The sequence below is a fragment of the Escherichia sp. E1V33 genome, assembly GCF_004211955.1.
Classification (GTDB): Bacteria; Pseudomonadota; Gammaproteobacteria; order Enterobacterales; family Enterobacteriaceae; genus Escherichia.
The window spans coordinates 95,815-115,806 of the sequence record NZ_RHJI01000011.1; the positions used below are offsets into that span (position 1 = coordinate 95,815).

Below are 19,992 nucleotides of genomic sequence, written 5' to 3' on the forward strand. Positions count from 1 at the left end.
GATACAATGCGATAAAATTGCCCTTGCGAAGGTCATTCGCTTTGGTTAGTATTCACACCCGCTTCAGTGGGAAAGATTAAAAACTCCCGCTTTATTGGTTGAAGCATTGGTACGCGGCAACTCCGCAAGGAACAGGTTGATTATGTACGAAGCTCTTTTAGTAGTTTTCCTTATTGTAGCAATTGGCCTTGTTGGTCTTATCATGCTGCAGCAAGGTAAAGGCGCTGATATGGGAGCCTCCTTCGGAGCAGGCGCTTCCGCTACGCTGTTTGGTTCAAGTGGTTCTGGTAACTTCATGACCCGCATGACGGCGCTGCTGGCAACGTTATTCTTCATCATCAGTCTGGTGCTGGGTAACATCAACAGCAATAAAACCAATAAAGGTAGCGAATGGGAAAACCTGAGTGCTCCGGCGAAAACCGAACAAACTCAGCCAGCTGCTCCGGCTAAGCCGACCAGCGATATCCCGAACTAAAAAGTAATATCCGTGCCGAGGTGGTGGAATTGGTAGACACGCTACCTTGAGGTGGTAGTGCCCAATAGGGCTTACGGGTTCAAGTCCCGTCCTCGGTACCAAATTCCAGAAAAGAGACGCTGAAAAGCGTCTTTTTTTGTTTTATATATCCGCATTTTATCTGCTGGACAATGTGCCTCCTCAACTCCTCAACTCCTCGCTCTTTGCCTCCTGACTCCGCATAAACTCCTCTGAATAAGATTTGAATCACTTTTGTTTTTTAGAGCATATAAGCTAAGTGTAAACATTTTTTCAAAATGATATAGATCAGGACTTCAGTTTTTCTAATGTATAAAATCGCACGCCGTCGATATTTACTCTTTTTTTATCTACGGGTTTGGGATGGCTGCACATAACATATTTCGAAAAATTGAAAATAACTGGCTTATAATTTTTTGTGTAATTATTTTTGCTCTGATTAATATCGTTGCTTCTTCAGGAGCACATCTGGTTCATCGGACGCTTTTCTTTGTGCTTTTTATCCTTGTTATAAAACGCATAGCTTCTTTCCCTATGCGCTTATTATCTAGTGTCCCATTTATGCTGCTGGCTGCGGCGGATCTCTGTATCAGCCTCTACGCATGGTGTACCTTTGGCACAAGTTTCAATGATGGCTTTGCAATAAGCGTATTGCAAAGTGATCCTGATGAGATAACAAAGATGCTGAGGCTATATGTTGTTTATTGCATTATTTTCATTGCCCTGTTCACACTCTTTTTATCCTCGATAATAAAATATGATGTTTCGCTACCGGGTAAAAAAATTACACTAACGTTGTTGCTGATTCTGATTGCGATAAGTTTATTTTCTTCTGTCAAATTTGCCCTTAAAGATAAAAAAGCAAAGAAAACGGCAGATCCTTATATTGTGGCATCCCGATTTGCAACATATACACCCTTTTTCAACTTAAATTATTTCGCTTTAGCCGCAAAGGAATACCACAGGCTGATGGCCATTGCTGACAAAGTGCCTGGCTATCAATTAGAACTAAACGATAATGGCATCGATGACTATGTATTAATTGTGGGGGAGTCAGTAAGGGCCGCGAATATGTCCATCTATGGGCATAACAGATCGACAACGCCACAGCTCGAAAAACAGAAGGCTCGTATTAAGCTTTTTACTCAGGCGATAAGTGGAGCGCCTTATACTGCGTTAGCCGTTCCCCTTACTTTAACTGCGGATACTGTATCTGATCACGATATCCAGCATTACCCTGACAACATCATTAATATGGCGAATCAGGCAGGGGTTGACACATACTGGCTTAGTGCGCAATCTGCATTCAGACAGAACGGGACTGCTGTTGCCAGCATTGCAATGCGAGCGAAAGAAAGAGTCTATGTCAAAGGATATGACGAATTGTTGCTTCCGCATCTGGCTGAGGTATTAAATAAAAAATCGCCAAATAAGAAACTGATTGTTCTCCATCTGGTTGGCAGTCATGAACCTGTTTGCGCCACATATCCAAAAGCAAAAGCTGTGTATTATCCATTGGATAACCAGGATGCCTGTTATGACAACTCAATTCATTATACCGATAGTATTATAGGGCAGGTCTTTGCGCTGCTTAAAGATAAGCGAGCCTCGGTTATGTATTTTGCTGACCATGGGCTTGAACGTGATCCCATGGCAAAACATAGTTATTTCCACGGAGGGAAGAAACCTAGTCAGGAGGCTTATCATGTACCGATGTTTATCTGGTACAGCCCAATGCTCGGTGAGAATGTTGATCGTTCGACAGTAACGGATATTTTTTCCACTGCTTATAACGACTATCTTATCAATGCGTGGATGGGCGTTACCCGACCAGAGCAACCTAAAACACTTAAAGACGTGATCTCTCACTATCAGGGGGATTCGCGGGTTGTTGACGGAAGCCATGAAATGTTTGATTACCGGGAACTAAGACGAAATTTTAATGCGGACAAGCAGTAACTGAATGACCCTGCCCATAAAGGGCAGGGAAAAATTGAGGTTTTATTTCGCTTTGTTTTCCAGATTCTCAACTTGCGGCACACCTGAGGTGGCAGAAGAGGAGAGCAGACCTGTTTTGGCATAACCGAAAAGTTTCTCGCGGGTATCGGTAATATCCAGGTTACGCATGGTCAGTTGACCAATACGATCTTCAGCCGTAAACATAGAGTCGCCTTTCTCCATGGTCAAACGCTCTGCTTTATAGGTCAGGTTGTCAGAGACAGTGTTGAGGATCGAGTAGTCGTTACCGCGACGCAGTTCCAGCGTCACTTCGCCTGTTATCTGGCTGGCAACCCAGCGTTGCAGAGAGTCACGCAGCATCAGCGCCTGGGAATCAAACCAGCGCCCCTGGTACAGCAGACGGCCCAACTGACGACCATGTGCATGATACTGCTCAATGGTGTCTTCGTTGTGAATACCGGTAAGCAGACGTTCATACGCAATGTGCAGCAGCGCCATCCCCGGAGCTTCGTAAATACCACGGCTTTTCGCTTCGATGATACGGTTTTCAATCTGGTCGCTCATGCCCAAGCCGTGACGACCGCCGATGCGGTTAGCTTCCAGCATCATTTCTACGTCGTCGCTAAAGGTTTTACCGTTCAGCGCCACTGGATGACCTTGCTCAAAGCGTACTGTGACTTCTTCTGCCGGGACCTTCACGCTCTCATCCCAGAACTTCACGCCCATAATCGGATTGACGATTTTGACGCTGGAGTTGAGGTATTCCAGATCCTTCGCTTCGTGCGTTGCACCAAGCATGTTGGAGTCAGTGGAGTAGGCTTTTTCGACAGACATTTTGTAGTCGAAACCGCAGGCAATCATAAATTCAGACATTTCATGACGGCCGCCCAATTCATCGATAAAGTCGCTGTCGAGCCACGGTTTGTAAATCTGTAGTTCAGCGTTGGTCAGCAGGCCGTAGCGATAGAAACGCTCGATATCGTTGCCTTTATAGGTGCTGCCGTCACCCCAGATATTTACGCCATCTTCTTTCATGGCAGCAACCAGCATGGTGCCTGTCACGGCGCGACCCAGCGGGGTGGTGTTGAAATAGGTCAGGCCGCCAGTGGTGTTATGGAAAGCGCCACACTGAATAGCGGCAATACCTTCGGCGACCAACTGCTTGCGGCAGTCGATCAGACGTGCGTTCTCCGCGGCGTATTCCATGGCACGACGAGGGATCGCATCATAATCCTCTTCGTCTGGCTGGCCCAGGTTTGCAGTATATGCATAAGGAACCGCTCCCTTTTTTCGCATCCACAGCAGTGCGGCACTGGTGTCCAGACCGCCAGAAAAAGCGATACCAATACGTTGACCTACCGGGAGATGCTTGAGAATCGTCGTCATAAAATAACACCCTGCTTGATTAACTGATTATGAGCCTGGATTTCCGCTCTAATTGAATTTTTATGCAAAATAAATGAGTTTTCATTTAATCATCTTTTATCCGAGACAGGAAGAGTTTAGTGTGTTTTTTGTAAAATAATGCGCTTAAGAAAGGTAAGTGGAGGGCGAATGTATTCAACAGATGGACATTAACTGGATATCCATTCACGTGGATTGCAATAAATGTTGACAAAATGTGGCGTAGATCACTATAATGCACGCAGATTTTACGTCCCGTCTCGGTACACCAAATCCCAGCAGTATTTGCATTTTTTACCCAAAACGAGTAGAATTTGCCACGTTTCAGGCGCGGGGTGGAGCAGCCTGGTAGCTCGTCGGGCTCATAACCCGAAGGTCGTCGGTTCAAATCCGGCCCCCGCAACCACTTTCCCTTAGAGTCCTTTTTCAAATATACTGTGAAGACTTCGGCCTTCGTAGTGGGATTTGAAAAAATCCTTCTGGAAAGTGTTCCAGACCGCAGTTGCGGTTATAGGGTTCAGTTATATAAAGCCCCGATTTATCGGGGTTTTTTGTTATCTGACTACAGAATAACTGGGCTTTAGGCCCTTTTTTTATGTCTTGGGGGTGGGCTTGTCCACATTAGAGCAAAAATTAACAGAGATGATTACTGCGCCAGTTGAGGCCCTGGGTTTTGAACTGGTTGGCATCGAGTTTATTCGCGGTCGCACATCCACACTGCGCATCTATATTGATAGTGAAGATGGCATCAATGTTGATGATTGTGCTGATGTGAGCCACCAGGTAAGCGCTGTGCTGGATGTTGAAGATCCCATCACCGTTGCTTATAACCTGGAAGTCTCCTCACCGGGGCTCGATCGCCCACTGTTCACGGCTGAACACTACGCCCGTTTCGTCGGAGAAGAGGTGACTCTGGTTCTCCGTATGGCGGTACAAAACCGTCGTAAATGGCAGGGCGTTATCAAAGCGGTAGACGGTGAAATGATCACAGTTACCGTCGAAGGTAAAGATGAAGTGTTCGCGCTGAGTAATATCCAGAAGGCGAACCTGGTTCCCCACTTTTAATAGTCTGGATGAGGTGAAAAGCCCGCGATGAACAAAGAAATTTTGGCTGTAGTTGAAGCCGTATCCAATGAAAAGGCGCTACCTCGCGAGAAGATTTTCGAAGCATTGGAAAGCGCGCTGGCGACAGCAACAAAGAAAAAATATGAACAAGAGATCGACGTCCGCGTACAGATCGATCGCAAAAGCGGTGATTTTGACACCTTCCGTCGCTGGCTGGTAGTTGATGAAGTCACCCAGCCGACGAAAGAAATCACCCTTGAAGCTGCGCGCTTTGAAGATGAAAGCCTGAACCTGGGCGATTACGTTGAAGATCAGATTGAGTCTGTCACCTTTGACCGTATCACCACCCAGACGGCAAAACAGGTTATCGTACAGAAAGTGCGTGAAGCCGAACGTGCGATGGTGGTTGATCAGTTCCGTGAACACGAAGGTGAAATCATCACCGGCGTGGTGAAAAAAGTAAACCGCGACAATATCTCTCTGGATCTGGGCAACAACGCTGAAGCCGTGATCCTGCGCGAAGATATGCTACCGCGTGAAAACTTCCGCCCTGGCGACCGCGTTCGTGGCGTGCTCTATTCTGTTCGCCCGGAAGCGCGTGGCGCGCAACTGTTCGTCACCCGTTCCAAACCGGAAATGCTGATCGAACTGTTCCGCATTGAAGTGCCGGAAATCGGCGAAGAAGTGATTGAAATTAAAGCAGCGGCTCGCGATCCGGGGTCTCGTGCGAAAATCGCGGTGAAAACCAACGATAAACGTATCGATCCGGTAGGTGCTTGCGTAGGTATGCGCGGCGCGCGTGTTCAGGCGGTTTCTACTGAACTGGGCGGCGAGCGTATCGATATCGTTCTGTGGGATGATAACCCAGCGCAGTTCGTGATTAACGCGATGGCACCGGCAGACGTTGCTTCTATCGTGGTGGATGAAGATAAACACACCATGGATATCGCCGTTGAAGCCGGTAACCTGGCGCAGGCGATTGGCCGTAACGGTCAGAACGTGCGTCTGGCTTCGCAGCTGAGCGGTTGGGAACTCAATGTGATGACCGTTGACGACCTGCAGGCTAAGCATCAGGCGGAAGCACACGCAGCGATTGACACCTTCACCAAATATCTCGACATCGACGAAGACTTCGCGACTGTTCTGGTAGAAGAAGGCTTCTCGACGCTGGAAGAACTGGCCTATGTGCCGATGAAAGAGCTGTTGGAAATCGAAGGCCTTGATGAGCCGACCGTTGAAGCACTGCGCGAGCGTGCTAAAAATGCACTGGCCACCATTGCACAGGCCCAGGAAGAAAGCCTCGGTGATAACAAGCCGGCTGACGATCTGCTGAACCTTGAAGGGATGGATCGTGATTTGGCATTCAAACTGGCCGCCCGTGGCGTTTGTACGCTGGAAGATCTCGCCGAACAGGGCATTGATGATCTGGCTGATATCGAAGGGTTGACCGACGAAAAAGCCGGAGCACTGATTATGGCTGCCCGTAATATTTGCTGGTTCGGTGACGAAGCGTAATAAACTGTAGCAGGAAGGAACAGCATGACAGATGTAACGATTAAAACGCTGGCCGCAGAGCGACAGACCTCCGTGGAACGCCTGGTACAGCAATTTGCTGATGCAGGTATCCGGAAGTCTGCTGACGACTCTGTGTCCGCACAAGAGAAACAGACTTTGATTGACCACCTGAATCAGAAAAATTCAGGCCCGGACAAATTGACGCTGCAGCGTAAAACACGCAGCACCCTTAACATTCCTGGTACCGGTGGAAAAAGCAAATCGGTACAAATCGAAGTCCGCAAGAAACGCACCTTTGTGAAACGTGACCCGCAAGAGGCCGAGCGCCTTGCGGCGGAAGAGCAAGCGCAGCGTGAAGCGGAAGAGCAAGCCCGTCGTGAGGCAGAAGAATCGGCCAAACGCGAGGCGCAACAAAAAGCTGAACGTGAGGCCGCAGAACAAGCTAAACGTGAAGCCGCTGAACAAGCGAAACGTGAAGCTGCGGAAAAAGACAAAGTGAGCAATCAACAAGACGATATGACTAAAACCGCCCAGGCTGAAAAAGCCCGCCGTGAGCAGGAAGCTGCAGAGCTCAAGCGTAAAGCTGAAGAAGAAGCGCGTCGTAAACTCGAAGAAGAAGCACGTCGCGTTGCTGAAGAAGCACGTCGTATGGCGGAAGAAAACAAATGGACTGATAACGCGGAACCGACTGAAGATTCCAGCGATTATCATGTCACTACTTCTCAACATGCTCGCCAGGCAGAAGACGAAAGCGATCGTGAAGTCGAAGGCGGCCGTGGCCGTGGTCGTAACGCGAAAGCAGCGCGTCCGAAGAAAGGCAACAAACACGCTGAATCAAAAGCTGATCGTGAAGAAGCACGCGCAGCAGTACGTGGCGGTAAAGGCGGAAAACGTAAAGGTTCTTCGCTGCAGCAAGGCTTCCAGAAGCCAGCTCAGGCCGTTAACCGTGACGTTGTGATTGGCGAAACCATTACTGTAGGCGAACTGGCTAACAAGATGGCGGTTAAAGGCTCTCAGGTCATCAAAGCGATGATGAAACTGGGCGCAATGGCAACCATCAACCAGGTTATCGACCAGGAAACCGCACAGCTGGTTGCTGAAGAGATGGGCCACAAAGTTATCCTGCGTCGTGAAAACGAGCTGGAAGAAGCGGTAATGAGCGACCGTGACACGGGTGCTGCGGCTGAACCGCGCGCTCCGGTTGTAACCATCATGGGTCACGTTGACCACGGTAAAACCTCTCTGCTGGACTACATTCGTTCAACGAAAGTGGCCTCTGGCGAAGCGGGCGGCATTACCCAGCACATTGGTGCATACCACGTTGAAACTGACAACGGCATGATCACTTTCCTGGACACCCCGGGGCACGCCGCGTTTACTTCAATGCGTGCACGTGGTGCGCAGGCAACTGACATCGTAGTCCTGGTTGTTGCTGCCGACGACGGCGTAATGCCGCAGACCATCGAAGCAATCCAGCACGCGAAAGCGGCGCAGGTACCGGTGGTTGTTGCAGTGAACAAGATCGATAAACCAGAAGCCGATCCGGATCGCGTTAAGAACGAACTCTCCCAGTACGGCATCCTGCCGGAAGAGTGGGGCGGTGAAAGCCAGTTCGTACACGTGTCTGCGAAAGCGGGTACCGGTATCGATGAACTGCTGGACGCTATCCTGCTGCAGGCGGAAGTTCTGGAGCTGAAAGCGGTACGTAAAGGTATGGCGAGCGGTGCGGTTATCGAATCCTTCCTCGATAAAGGTCGTGGTCCGGTTGCTACCGTTCTGGTACGTGAAGGTACTCTGCACAAGGGCGACATCGTTCTGTGTGGCTTCGAATACGGTCGTGTTCGTGCAATGCGTAACGAACTGGGTCAGGAAGTGCTGGAAGCGGGTCCGTCCATTCCGGTGGAAATCCTCGGCCTGTCCGGCGTACCGGCTGCGGGTGATGAAGTGACCGTTGTACGTGACGAGAAGAAAGCGCGTGAAGTTGCACTCTATCGTCAGGGTAAATTCCGCGAAGTTAAACTGGCGCGTCAGCAGAAATCTAAACTCGAGAACATGTTCGCCAACATGACCGAAGGCGAAGTTCACGAAGTGAATATCGTGCTGAAGGCTGACGTTCAGGGTTCTGTAGAAGCGATCTCCGACTCCTTGCTGAAACTGTCTACTGACGAAGTTAAAGTGAAGATCATCGGTTCTGGCGTAGGTGGTATCACCGAAACCGACGCCACCCTGGCGGCAGCATCCAACGCTATTCTGGTTGGCTTTAACGTTCGTGCCGATGCATCTGCGCGTAAAGTGATTGAGGCTGAAAGCCTGGATCTGCGTTACTACTCCGTCATCTATAACCTGATCGACGAAGTGAAAGCGGCGATGAGCGGTATGCTGTCTCCGGAACTGAAACAGCAGATTATCGGTCTGGCGGAAGTTCGTGACGTGTTCAAATCGCCGAAATTTGGTGCCATCGCAGGCTGTATGGTTACCGAAGGTGTGGTTAAACGTCACAACCCGATCCGCGTTCTGCGTGACAACGTGGTTATCTATGAAGGCGAGCTGGAGTCCCTGCGCCGCTTCAAAGATGACGTTAACGAAGTCCGTAACGGTATGGAATGTGGTATCGGCGTTAAGAACTACAACGACGTCCGTACTGGCGATGTGATCGAAGTATTCGAAATCATCGAGATCCAACGTACCATCGCTTAAGGTTTTTAGGGTTCCATGCGGGATAAGGCGTTTACGCCGCATCCGGCATGGATTGCCTGATGCGACGCTGGCGCGTCTTATCAGGCCAACGTGAACAGCCCTTCCACCTGAAATTAATTTTAAAAAGGGGCTAACAGCCCCTTTTTTGTCAGGAGAATTTATTATGGCGAAAGAATTTGGTCGCCCGCAGCGCGTAGCGCAGGAAATGCAAAAAGAGATCGCTCTCATCCTGCAACGCGAAATTAAAGACCCTCGTCTGGGCATGATGACCACCGTTTCCGGTGTCGAGATGTCTCGTGATCTGGCGTATGCCAAAGTGTATGTGACTTTCCTCAACGACAAAGATGAAGACGCGGTTAAAGCGGGCATCAAAGCGTTGCAGGAAGCTTCTGGTTTCATCCGCAGCCTGCTGGGTAAAGCGATGCGCCTGCGTATCGTGCCGGAACTGACCTTCTTCTACGACAACTCTCTGGTTGAAGGGATGCGCATGTCAAACCTGGTGACCAGCGTGGTCAAACATGACGAAGAACGTCGTGTTAACCCGGACGACAGCAAGGAGGACTAATGAGTCGTCCTCGTCGTCGCGGTCGCGACATTAACGGCGTTTTGTTGCTGGATAAACCTCAGGGTATGTCCAGCAACGATGCGCTGCAAAAAGTGAAACGGATTTATAACGCCAACCGTGCCGGTCATACCGGTGCGCTGGACCCGCTGGCGACCGGCATGTTGCCGATTTGCCTCGGGGAAGCGACGAAGTTTTCCCAGTATCTGCTGGACTCCGACAAACGCTATCGGGTCATTGCGCGTCTTGGACAGCGTACCGATACTTCTGACGCCGACGGACAAATCGTTGAAGAGCGTCCGGTAACCTTTAGTGCAGAACAACTGGCGGCGGCACTGGATACTTTCCGTGGCGATATCGAACAGATCCCATCGATGTATTCAGCACTGAAATACCAGGGCAAAAAACTGTACGAATATGCGCGTCAGGGCATTGAAGTTCCGCGTGAAGCGCGTCCGATTACCGTTTATGAATTGCTGTTTATTCGCCATGAAGGCAATGAGCTGGAGCTGGAAATTCACTGCTCAAAAGGCACTTATATCCGCACTATCATTGACGACCTGGGTGAGAAACTCGGCTGTGGCGCGCATGTTATTTACCTGCGCCGTCTGGCGGTAAGTAAATATCCGGTTGAACGGATGGTGACCCTGGAGCACCTGCGTGAACTTGTTGAGCAAGCCGAACAGCAGGATATTCCGGCTGCGGAGTTACTCGATCCATTACTGATGCCAATGGACAGTCCAGCTTCGGACTATCCTGTGGTAAATCTTCCGTTAACGTCTTCTGTTTACTTCAAAAATGGTAACCCGGTTCGTACATCCGGTGCGCCGCTGGAAGGACTGGTTCGTGTTACAGAAGGTGAGAGCGGCAAGTTTATCGGTATGGGCGAAATTGACGATGAAGGCCGCGTCGCGCCTCGTCGCCTGGTGGTTGAATACCCGGCGTAATGTTAACCGTCTTGCGATAACAGGTCGCTACGAGTAGAATACTGCCGCTTAACGTCGCGTAAATTGTTTAACACTTTGCGTAACGTACACTGGGATCGCTGAATTAGAGATCGGCGTCCTTTCATTCTATATACTTTGGAGTTTTAAAATGTCTCTAAGTACTGAAGCAACAGCTAAAATCGTTTCTGAGTTTGGTCGTGGTGCAAACGACACTGGTTCTACTGAAGTTCAGGTAGCACTGCTGACTGCACAGATCAACCACCTGCAGGGCCACTTTGCAGAGCACAAAAAAGATCACCACAGCCGTCGTGGTCTGCTGCGCATGGTTTCTCAGCGTCGTAAACTGCTCGACTACCTGAAACGTAAAGACGTAGCACGTTACACCCAGCTCATCGAGCGCCTGGGTCTGCGTCGCTAATTCTTGCGAGTTTCAGAAAAGGGGCCTGAGTGGCCCCTTTTTTCAAACTGACGGCAGCAATTCACTGGAAACTAATGTATTGTTGCTATGAATGATCTTCCGTTGCAGAGGTTCGCGCGGCTAATGAGAGGCTTTACCCACATTTGGCTGGGTTAGGGTTGTCATTAGTCGCGAGGATGCGCAGAAGATCGGGTATTAACACCAGTACCGTAAGGTGCTGTCTAAGAAAGAAAAGGGTATTACATTGCTTAATCCGATCGTTCGTAAATTCCAGTACGGCCAACATACCGTGACTCTGGAAACCGGCATGATGGCGCGTCAAGCCACTGCCGCTGTTATGGTTAGCATGGATGACACCGCGGTATTTGTTACCGTTGTCGGCCAGAAAAAAGCCAAACCAGGTCAGGACTTCTTCCCGCTGACCGTTAACTATCAGGAGCGTACCTACGCTGCTGGTCGTATCCCGGGTAGCTTCTTCCGTCGTGAAGGCCGCCCAAGCGAAGGCGAAACCCTGATCGCGCGTCTGATTGACCGCCCGATTCGCCCGCTGTTCCCGGAAGGTTTCGTCAACGAAGTTCAGGTTATCGCCACCGTGGTTTCTGTAAATCCGCAGGTTAACCCGGATATCGTTGCGATGATTGGTGCTTCCGCAGCACTGTCTCTGTCTGGTATTCCGTTCAATGGTCCGATTGGTGCTGCTCGCGTAGGTTACATCAATGACCAGTACGTACTGAATCCGACTCAGGACGAGCTGAAAGAGAGCAAACTGGACTTGGTTGTTGCGGGTACTGAAGCCGCTGTACTGATGGTTGAATCTGAAGCTGAACTGCTGAGCGAAGACCAGATGCTGGGCGCAGTAGTGTTCGGTCATGAACAACAGCAGGTTGTTATTCAGAACATCAATGAATTGGTGAAAGAAGCCGGTAAACCGCGTTGGGACTGGCAGCCGGAGCCGGTAAACGAAGCGCTGAACGCGCGCGTTGCTGCACTGGCTGAAGCTCGTCTGAGCGATGCTTACCGCATCACCGACAAACAAGAGCGTTATGCGCAGGTTGATGTCATCAAATCTGAAACCATCGCGACGCTGCTTGCTGAAGACGAAACCCTGGACGAAAACGAACTGGGTGAAATTCTGCACGCTATCGAGAAAAACGTTGTTCGTAGCCGCGTACTGGCAGGCGAACCGCGTATCGACGGCCGTGAAAAAGATATGATCCGTGGTCTGGATGTACGTACTGGTGTGCTGCCGCGCACTCACGGTTCTGCTCTGTTCACCCGTGGTGAAACTCAGGCGCTGGTTACCGCAACGCTGGGTACTGCACGTGACGCGCAGGTTCTTGATGAACTGATGGGCGAACGTACTGACACCTTCCTGTTCCACTACAACTTCCCTCCGTACTCCGTAGGCGAAACCGGCATGGTCGGTTCTCCGAAGCGTCGTGAAATTGGTCACGGTCGTCTGGCGAAGCGCGGTGTGCTGGCAGTAATGCCGGATATGGACAAATTCCCGTACACCGTACGTGTTGTGTCTGAAATTACCGAATCTAACGGTTCTTCTTCTATGGCTTCCGTGTGCGGCGCGTCTCTGGCGCTGATGGACGCCGGTGTGCCGATCAAAGCCGCTGTTGCGGGTATCGCAATGGGTCTGGTGAAAGAAGGCGACAACTACGTTGTACTGTCTGACATCCTGGGCGACGAAGATCACCTGGGCGATATGGACTTCAAAGTTGCGGGTTCTCGCGACGGTATCTCTGCACTGCAGATGGATATCAAAATTGAAGGTATCACCAAAGAGATCATGCAGGTTGCGCTGAATCAGGCTAAAGGTGCGCGTCTGCACATCCTGGGCGTAATGGAACAGGCGATCAACGCGCCGCGCGGCGATATCTCTGAGTTCGCTCCGCGTATCCATACCATCAAGATCAACCCGGACAAGATCAAAGACGTTATCGGTAAAGGCGGTTCTGTTATCCGTGCCCTGACCGAAGAAACTGGCACCACCATCGAAATCGAAGATGACGGTACTGTGAAGATCGCAGCGACCGATGGCGAAAAAGCGAAACATGCTATTCGTCGTATCGAAGAGATCACTGCAGAAATTGAAGTGGGCCGCGTCTACAATGGTAAAGTGACCCGTATCGTTGACTTTGGCGCATTTGTTGCCATCGGCGGCGGTAAAGAAGGTCTGGTACACATCTCTCAGATCGCTGACAAACGCGTTGAGAAAGTGACCGATTACCTGCAGATGGGTCAGGAAGTTCCGGTGAAAGTTCTGGAAGTTGATCGCCAGGGCCGTATCCGTCTGAGCATTAAAGAAGCGACTGAGCAGTCTCAACCTGCTGCAGCACCGGAAGCTCCGGCTGCTGAACAGGGCGAGTAAGGTTGCCATTTGCCCTCCGCTGCGGCGGGGGGCTTTTAACCGGGCAGGACGCCTTGTTAGCAACCGGGAACAGGACGTTCATTCAACCGTGGTCTTCGGGAGTGGGAAATGAAGCCTTTTTTGCGCTGGTGTTTCGTTGCGACAGCACTTACGCTTGCAGGATGCAGTAATACTTCCTGGCGTAAAAGTGAAGTCCTCGCGGTACCATTGCAACCGACTTTACAGCAGGAAGTGATTCTGGCACGTATGGAACAAATCCTTGCCAGTCGGGCTTTAACCGATGACGAACGCGCACAGCTTTTATATGAGCGCGGAGTGTTGTATGATAGTCTCGGTCTGAGGGCATTAGCGCGTAACGATTTTTCGCAAGCGCTGGCAATCCGACCGGATATGCCTGAAGTATTCAATTACTTAGGCATATATTTAACGCAGGCAGGCAATTTTGATGCTGCCTATGAAGCGTTTGATTCTGTACTTGAGCTTGATCCAACTTACAACTACGCGCACTTGAATCGCGGGATCGCATTATATTACGGCGGTCGTGACAAGTTAGCGCAAGATGATCTGCTGGCGTTTTATCAAGACGATCCCAATGATCCTTTCCGTAGTTTGTGGCTTTATCTCGCCGAGCAGAAGCTCGATGAGAAGCAGGCTAAAGAAGTGTTGAAACAGCACTTCGAAAAATCGGACAAGGAGCAGTGGGGATGGAACATTGTCGAGTTCTACCTGGGCAACATTAGCGAACAAACGTTAATGGAAAGGCTCAAGGCGGACGCAACGGATAACACCTCGCTCGCTGAGCATCTCAGTGAAACCAACTTCTATTTAGGTAAGTACTACCTAAGTCTGGGGGATTTGGACAGCGCCACGGCACTGTTCAAACTGGCGGTTGCCAACAACGTTCATAACTTTGTTGAGCACCGATACGCATTGTTGGAATTATCGCTCCTGGGCCAGGACCAAGATGACCTGGCAGAATCGGACCAGCAATAGCTGACGTACACATCAGCCCGTAATCTTTTTTGATTGCCATCACCTTAACGGGTGAGGGCGTTGTTGTTCGTTAATACACCTACTTTGAGCCGGTTCACACTTTTCAATGAAAATTGCTGATCAATTTCATGATGAGTTATGTAGACTGGCCGCCATTAATTTTGAGGCACACGTACTACATGGCTGAATTCGAAACCACTTTTGCAGATCTGGGCCTGAAGGCTCCTATCCTTGAAGCCCTTAACGATCTGGGTTACGAAAAACCATCTCCAATTCAGGCAGAGTGTATTCCACATCTGCTGAATGGCCGCGACGTTCTGGGTATGGCCCAGACGGGGAGCGGAAAAACTGCAGCATTCTCTTTACCTCTGCTGCAGAATCTTGATCCTGAGCTGAAAGCACCACAGATTCTGGTGCTGGCACCGACCCGCGAACTGGCGGTACAGGTTGCTGAAGCAATGACGGATTTCTCTAAACACATGCGCGGCGTAAACGTGGTTGCCCTGTACGGCGGCCAGCGTTATGACGTGCAATTACGCGCCCTGCGTCAGGGGCCGCAGATCGTTGTCGGTACTCCGGGCCGTCTGCTGGACCACCTGAAACGTGGCACTCTGGACCTCTCTAAACTGAGCGGTCTGGTTCTGGATGAAGCTGACGAAATGCTGCGCATGGGCTTCATCGAAGATGTTGAAACCATTATGGCGCAGATCCCGGAAGGTCATCAGACCGCTCTGTTCTCTGCAACCATGCCGGAAGCGATTCGTCGCATTACCCGCCGCTTTATGAAAGAGCCGCAGGAAGTGCGCATTCAGTCCAGCGTAACGACCCGTCCTGACATCAGCCAGAGCTACTGGACTGTCTGGGGGATGCGTAAAAACGAAGCACTGGTACGTTTCCTGGAAGCGGAAGATTTTGATGCGGCGATTATCTTCGTTCGTACCAAAAACGCGACTCTGGAAGTGGCAGAAGCCCTTGAGCGTAATGGTTACAACAGCGCCGCGCTGAACGGTGACATGAACCAGGCGCTGCGTGAGCAGACGCTGGAACGTCTGAAAGACGGTCGACTGGACATCCTGATTGCGACCGACGTTGCGGCCCGTGGCCTGGACGTTGAGCGTATCAGCCTGGTCGTAAACTACGATATCCCGATGGATTCTGAGTCTTACGTTCACCGTATCGGTCGTACCGGTCGTGCGGGTCGTGCTGGCCGCGCGCTGCTGTTCGTTGAGAACCGCGAGCGTCGTCTGCTGCGCAACATTGAACGCACCATGAAGCTGACCATTCCGGAAGTAGAACTGCCGAACGCAGAACTGCTGGGCAAACGCCGTCTGGAAAAATTCGCTGCTAAAGTACAGCAGCAACTGGAAAGTAGCGATCTGGATCAATACCGCGCACTGTTGAGCAAAATTCAGCCGACTGCAGAAGGTGAAGAGCTGGATCTCGAAACTCTGGCAGCCGCACTGCTGAAAATGGCCCAGGGTGAACGTACTCTGATCGTGCCGCCAGATGCGCCGATGCGTCCGAAGCGTGAGTTCCGTGACCGTGATGATCGTGGTCCGCGCGATCGTAACGACCGTGGCCCGCGTGGCGACCGTGAAGATCGTCCGCGTCGTGAACGTCGTGATGTTGGCGACATGCAGCTGTACCGCATTGAAGTGGGCCGCGATGATGGTGTTGAAGTTCGTCATATCGTTGGCGCGATTGCTAACGAAGGCGACATCAGCAGCCGTTACATCGGTAACATCAAGCTGTTTGCATCTCACTCCACCATCGAACTGCCGAAAGGTATGCCGGGTGAAGTGCTGCAGCACTTTACGCGTACTCGCATCCTCAACAAGCCGATGAACATGCAGTTGCTGGGCGATGCACAGCCGCATACTGGCGGTGAGCGTCGTGGCGGTGGTCGTGGTTTCAGTGGCGAACGTCGTGAAGGCGGTCGTAACTTCAGCGGTGAACGCCGTGAAGGTGGTCGTGGTGATGGTCGTCGTTTCAGCGGCGAACGTCGTGAAGGCCGCGCACCGCGTCGTGATGATTCTACCGGTCGTCGCCGTTTCGGTGGTGATGCGTAATCATCGCTGATTAGCGAACACAAACTGTAAAATAATATATACAGCCCCGATTTTAACAATCGGGGCTTTTTTTCTGTCTTTTGTACTCATGTACTGGTACAGTGCAATGCATAACAACGCAGTCGCACTATTTTTCACTGGAGAGAAGCCCTCATGGCAACACTAACCACCACCCAAACGTCACCGTCGCTGCTTGGCGGCGTGGTGATTATCGGCGGCACCATTATTGGCGCAGGGATGTTTTCTCTGCCAGTGGTCATGTCCGGTGCGTGGTTCTTCTGGTCAATGGCGGCGCTGATCTTCACCTGGTTCTGTATGCTGCATTCCGGCTTGATGATCCTGGAAGCTAACCTGAATTACCGAATCGGTTCGAGCTTTGACACCATCACTAAAGATTTGCTGGGCAAAGGTTGGAATGTGGTCAACGGCATTTCCATTGCCTTTGTGCTCTATATCCTGACCTATGCCTATATTTCTGCCAGTGGTTCGATTCTGCATCACACCTTCGCGGAGATGTCGTTAAACGTCCCGGCACGGGCAGCGGGTTTTGGTTTTGCACTGTTGGTGGCTTTTGTGGTGTGGTTGAGCACCAAAGCGGTCAGCCGCATGACGGCGATTGTGCTGGGGGCGAAAGTCATTACCTTCTTCCTCACCTTCGGCAGTTTGCTGGGGCATGTGCAGCCGGCTACCTTGTTCAACGTCGCGGAAAGCAATGCGTCTTATGCACCGTATTTGCTGATGACGTTACCGTTCTGTCTGGCATCGTTTGGTTATCACGGTAACGTGCCGAGCCTGATGAAGTATTACGGCAAAGATCCGAAAACCATCGTGAAATGCCTGGTGTACGGTACGCTGATGGCACTGGCGCTGTATACCATCTGGTTGCTGGCGACGATGGGCAACATCCCTCGTCCGGAGTTTATCGGCATTGCCGAGAAGGGCGGTAATATTGATGTGCTGGTACAGGCGCTAAGCGGTGTATTAAACAGCCGTAGTCTGGACCTTCTGCTGGTCGTGTTCTCAAACTTTGCGGTAGCGAGTTCGTTCCTCGGTGTAACGCTGGGTCTGTTCGACTATCTGGCGGATCTGTTTGGTTTCGACGACTCGGCCCTAGGCCGTTTTAAAACGGCACTGCTGACCTTTGCCCCGCCTGTTGTGGGTGGCCTGCTGTTTCCTAACGGATTCCTGTACGCCATTGGTTATGCTGGCTTAGCGGCTACCATCTGGGCGGCAATTGTTCCGGCGCTGCTGGCCCGCGCATCACGTAAACGCTTTGGTAGCCCGAAATTCCGCGTCTGGGGCGGCAAGCCGATGATTGTGCTGATTCTGGTGTTTGGCGTTGGCAACGCATTGATCCATATTTTATCGAGCTTTAATTTGCTGCCGGTGTATCAGTAATCAGCGGTGCCTTATCCGACATTTCTGCTGCCTACACAATGCCTGATGAGCTTCGCTTATCAGGCCTACGTAGGACAGCGTTGCCAGCTCGGATAAGGCTTCCCGTGTTAAAACACACTATCCCAACAACTCTTCCTTCACATCCATCGCCAGCTCAAACGAATGCAACCGTGCTTGATGATCGAATATCTGCCCGTTAACCATAATCTCATCGGCATCGGTTTCGCGCAGGATCGACTGTAAGCCATGGCGCACTTTCGCTTTATCGCCCACCAGCGACATACTCAGCGCCTGCTGCACGCCATACTGCTCAGACGGCGACCAGAACTGAGCCATATTTTGAATTGGCGGCGGCAGTTGCCCGGTTTCGCCACGGCGCAGCTTCACAAAGGCTTGCTGCATTGAGGTAAACAGAAATTCAGCGTCGCGGTTGCTGTCGGCAGCGATAATATTGATGCACACCATCGCGTATGGTTTTTCCAGTCGTGCCGACGGCTTGAAGTTGCTGCGATAAAGATGCAGCGCCTGGAACAACATATCCGGCGCGAAGTGTGAGGCAAACGCGAACGGCAGACCAAGCTGCGCCGCCAGTTGCGCACTGTAAAGGCTGGAGCCTAACAACCACACGGGGATTTTCTCGCCATAGCCCGGTACCGGGCGCACATGCGGATTGGGATCGCGGGCGTCAAACCAGTCCACCAGTTCTGCGACATCGCGGGGGAAATTATCAATATCGCCGCTCATATGACGACGCAGCGCCATCATGGTTCGCTGATCGCTACCCGGTGCACGACCCAGCCCCAAATCGATTCGCCCCGGATAGAGTGTATTAAGCGTGCCGAACTGTTCGGCAATAACCAACGGTGAATGGTTGGGCAACATCACGCCGCCGGACCCCAGATGCAGCGTGGTGGTATTCGCCGCCAGATAGCCAATTAACACAGACGTTGCAGCACTGGCAATGCCGGTCATATTGTGGTGTTCCGCCAGCCAGTAGCGATGATAGCCGCGCTTTTCAGCCAGACGGGCGAGGTCGAGAGAGTGGGAGAATGCTTCTCGTGCTGAAGAACCTTCGGGGATGGGGGCCAGATCGAGTAGCGAAAACGCAATGGTTTTATCAGTCATAACAGCTCACTTTGTTACCGATTAATCTTTAATACTGCATTAAAGAGTAGTTAAAGTTGTTAACAAAGTGAGCTATTTACTTAGGCTTGCAGCTCCAGCCCGGCCAGCCGCCGCCAGTAGCCGTTACAATCGCTGTTTGCCGTCAACGGCAGTGGCGCAGCGCCATTTTCATTAGCGCGGAAGGCGTCGAGCATAGCGAAAGTGTCAGTACCCTGCGGTGACAGGCGGACCACATCAACCAGCCCCTGCATGGATGCCAGCTCGTTACCGAGGTTGTAAACGTAGCCGCTCATGGTCTGAATGCCATTGAGTACAAACACTTGCTGGTTCTCCTGCGACAGCACGTTGCGCCCGTTCGGATACTTAATGCAGCAGGTTTCGCACTCATCTTTCGGGCGATCTTCCGAACGCGCGGTAAAGCAGCGGGCGGAGTAGGCCAGCGGCAGATGACCGTAGCTCAGGACTTCCACTTCAAACTGGTTGCGAATGCCCAGTTCATCGCACTGGGTAAGCAGATTCACCAGCCAGTCGCGGGAAAGTTCCACCGGCATACACCAGCGCATCATGCCTTGTTTGAGCAATATTTTCAGCGTCACCGCGTTGTAGCAGTTCAGCGCGTGCCCGGCGACGAACGGCAGTTTGCGTTCAGCGCACATATTCACCACGCCGAGATCGCTGGCTTCAATCAGAAACTCACCGTTCTCAACATAGCGTTTCAGTTCGCCCAGTTCGGAGGATGCCTGCACCAGCGCCAGCGTGGAGAGCACAATCTGCTTGCCACTTCCGGCGAGCGATTTTGCCATCTCCAGCCAGTCGCCAACTTTGGTTGCCCGACGCTTGCTGCATACCGCTTCACCAAGATAAATCACGTCGGCGCTGCTGGCGGCGGCCTGCTGATAAAATTCTTCCAGCGTCTCTTTTGGCCAGTACCACAGCACCGGTCCTAAGGAATATTTCATTGCTTTTC

At 51.3% G+C, this 19,992-nt stretch carries 16 protein-coding genes and 2 tRNA genes; 15 read left to right on the forward strand and 3 right to left on the reverse strand.

The annotated features are described in order from the left end of the window. Positions 1 to 142: 142 nt before the first annotated feature. The 3 genes from secG (at position 143) to D9742_RS11945 (ending at position 2,452) form a co-directional block, all read left to right on the forward strand. A complete protein-coding gene (secG, locus tag D9742_RS11935; RefSeq protein ID WP_001295556.1) occupies positions 143 to 475 on the forward strand; it encodes a preprotein translocase subunit SecG in 333 nt (110 codons plus the stop codon). A gap of 14 nt (positions 476 to 489) precedes the next feature. After that, positions 490 to 576: transfer RNA gene (locus tag D9742_RS11940), tRNA-Leu, on the forward strand. 280 nt (positions 577 to 856) lie between these two features. Beyond that, on the forward strand, positions 857 to 2,452 hold the full coding sequence (locus D9742_RS11945) for a sulfatase-like hydrolase/transferase (RefSeq protein ID WP_130237040.1): 1,596 nt from the start codon (positions 857 to 859) through the stop codon (positions 2,450 to 2,452). Between the two features lie 42 nt (positions 2,453 to 2,494). Here D9742_RS11945 and argG read toward each other — a convergent pair whose 3' ends face one another. After that, positions 2,495 to 3,838, reverse strand: coding sequence for an argininosuccinate synthase (argG, locus tag D9742_RS11950; RefSeq protein WP_130237041.1), 1,344 nt, complete (start codon positions 3,836 to 3,838; stop codon positions 2,495 to 2,497). Between the two features lie 347 nt (positions 3,839 to 4,185). On the opposite strand from argG, the gene D9742_RS11955 reads away from it, so the two are divergent. From D9742_RS11955 to mtr, 12 genes are all read left to right on the forward strand, one after another. After that, positions 4,186 to 4,262, forward strand: a tRNA-Met gene (locus tag D9742_RS11955). A gap of 206 nt (positions 4,263 to 4,468) precedes the next feature. Next, complete coding sequence (gene rimP / locus D9742_RS11960) at positions 4,469 to 4,921, forward strand: ribosome maturation factor RimP (RefSeq protein WP_001300397.1); 453 nt, start codon at positions 4,469 to 4,471, stop codon at positions 4,919 to 4,921. A 27-nt stretch (positions 4,922 to 4,948) separates the two neighbouring features. After that, a complete protein-coding gene (gene nusA, locus D9742_RS11965) occupies positions 4,949 to 6,436 on the forward strand; it encodes a transcription termination factor NusA (protein ID WP_025238254.1) in 1,488 nt (495 codons plus the stop codon). A 24-nt stretch (positions 6,437 to 6,460) separates the two neighbouring features. Beyond that, positions 6,461 to 9,133 carry a translation initiation factor IF-2 gene (gene infB / locus D9742_RS11970; protein ID WP_130237042.1) on the forward strand — a complete coding sequence of 891 codons (2,673 nt, stop codon included), beginning with the start codon at positions 6,461 to 6,463 and terminating at the stop codon, positions 9,131 to 9,133. A gap of 163 nt (positions 9,134 to 9,296) precedes the next feature. Next, positions 9,297 to 9,698 carry a 30S ribosome-binding factor RbfA gene (gene rbfA / locus D9742_RS11975; protein ID WP_001040205.1) on the forward strand — a complete coding sequence of 134 codons (402 nt, stop codon included), beginning with the start codon at positions 9,297 to 9,299 and terminating at the stop codon, positions 9,696 to 9,698. Continuing rightward, positions 9,698 to 10,642, forward strand: coding sequence for a tRNA pseudouridine(55) synthase TruB (truB, locus tag D9742_RS11980; RefSeq protein WP_130237043.1), 945 nt, complete (start codon positions 9,698 to 9,700; stop codon positions 10,640 to 10,642). Before rbfA ends, truB begins: the two co-directional genes overlap by 1 nt. Before the next feature lie 148 nt (positions 10,643 to 10,790). Then, positions 10,791 to 11,060 (forward strand): 30S ribosomal protein S15, encoded by a 270-nt coding sequence (rpsO, locus tag D9742_RS11985; protein ID WP_000059469.1) that lies wholly within the window; start codon positions 10,791 to 10,793, stop codon positions 11,058 to 11,060. 244 nt (positions 11,061 to 11,304) lie between these two features. After that, positions 11,305 to 13,440 (forward strand): polyribonucleotide nucleotidyltransferase, encoded by a 2,136-nt coding sequence (gene pnp / locus D9742_RS11995; RefSeq protein ID WP_001298330.1) that lies wholly within the window; start codon positions 11,305 to 11,307, stop codon positions 13,438 to 13,440. Positions 13,441 to 13,548: 108 nt separating this feature from the next. After that, on the forward strand, positions 13,549 to 14,433 hold the full coding sequence (nlpI, locus tag D9742_RS12000; protein WP_000802080.1) for a lipoprotein NlpI: 885 nt from the start codon (positions 13,549 to 13,551) through the stop codon (positions 14,431 to 14,433). A gap of 106 nt (positions 14,434 to 14,539) precedes the next feature. Then, positions 14,540 to 14,620 carry a protein YrbN gene (gene yrbN, locus D9742_RS12005; RefSeq protein WP_010723222.1) on the forward strand — a complete coding sequence of 27 codons (81 nt, stop codon included), beginning with the start codon at positions 14,540 to 14,542 and terminating at the stop codon, positions 14,618 to 14,620. Beyond that, the gene (gene deaD, locus D9742_RS12010; RefSeq protein ID WP_001301504.1) at positions 14,613 to 16,502 is read left to right on the forward strand and encodes an ATP-dependent RNA helicase DeaD; all 1,890 of its coding nucleotides are present in this window, start codon (positions 14,613 to 14,615) and stop codon (positions 16,500 to 16,502) included. The genes yrbN and deaD overlap by 8 nt, the downstream gene beginning before the upstream one ends. 153 nt (positions 16,503 to 16,655) lie before the next feature. Next, complete coding sequence (gene mtr / locus D9742_RS12015) at positions 16,656 to 17,900, forward strand: tryptophan permease (RefSeq protein WP_064529541.1); 1,245 nt, start codon at positions 16,656 to 16,658, stop codon at positions 17,898 to 17,900. A 117-nt stretch (positions 17,901 to 18,017) separates the two neighbouring features. Here the strand turns inward: mtr and D9742_RS12020 are convergent, their stop codons facing one another. Continuing rightward, complete coding sequence (locus D9742_RS12020) at positions 18,018 to 19,025, reverse strand: luciferase-like monooxygenase (protein WP_097313943.1); 1,008 nt, start codon at positions 19,023 to 19,025, stop codon at positions 18,018 to 18,020. 80 nt (positions 19,026 to 19,105) lie between these two features. Further along, the gene (locus D9742_RS12025; RefSeq protein ID WP_130237044.1) at positions 19,106 to 19,984 is read right to left on the reverse strand and encodes a U32 family peptidase; all 879 of its coding nucleotides are present in this window, start codon (positions 19,982 to 19,984) and stop codon (positions 19,106 to 19,108) included. Positions 19,985 to 19,992 lie beyond the last annotated feature (8 nt).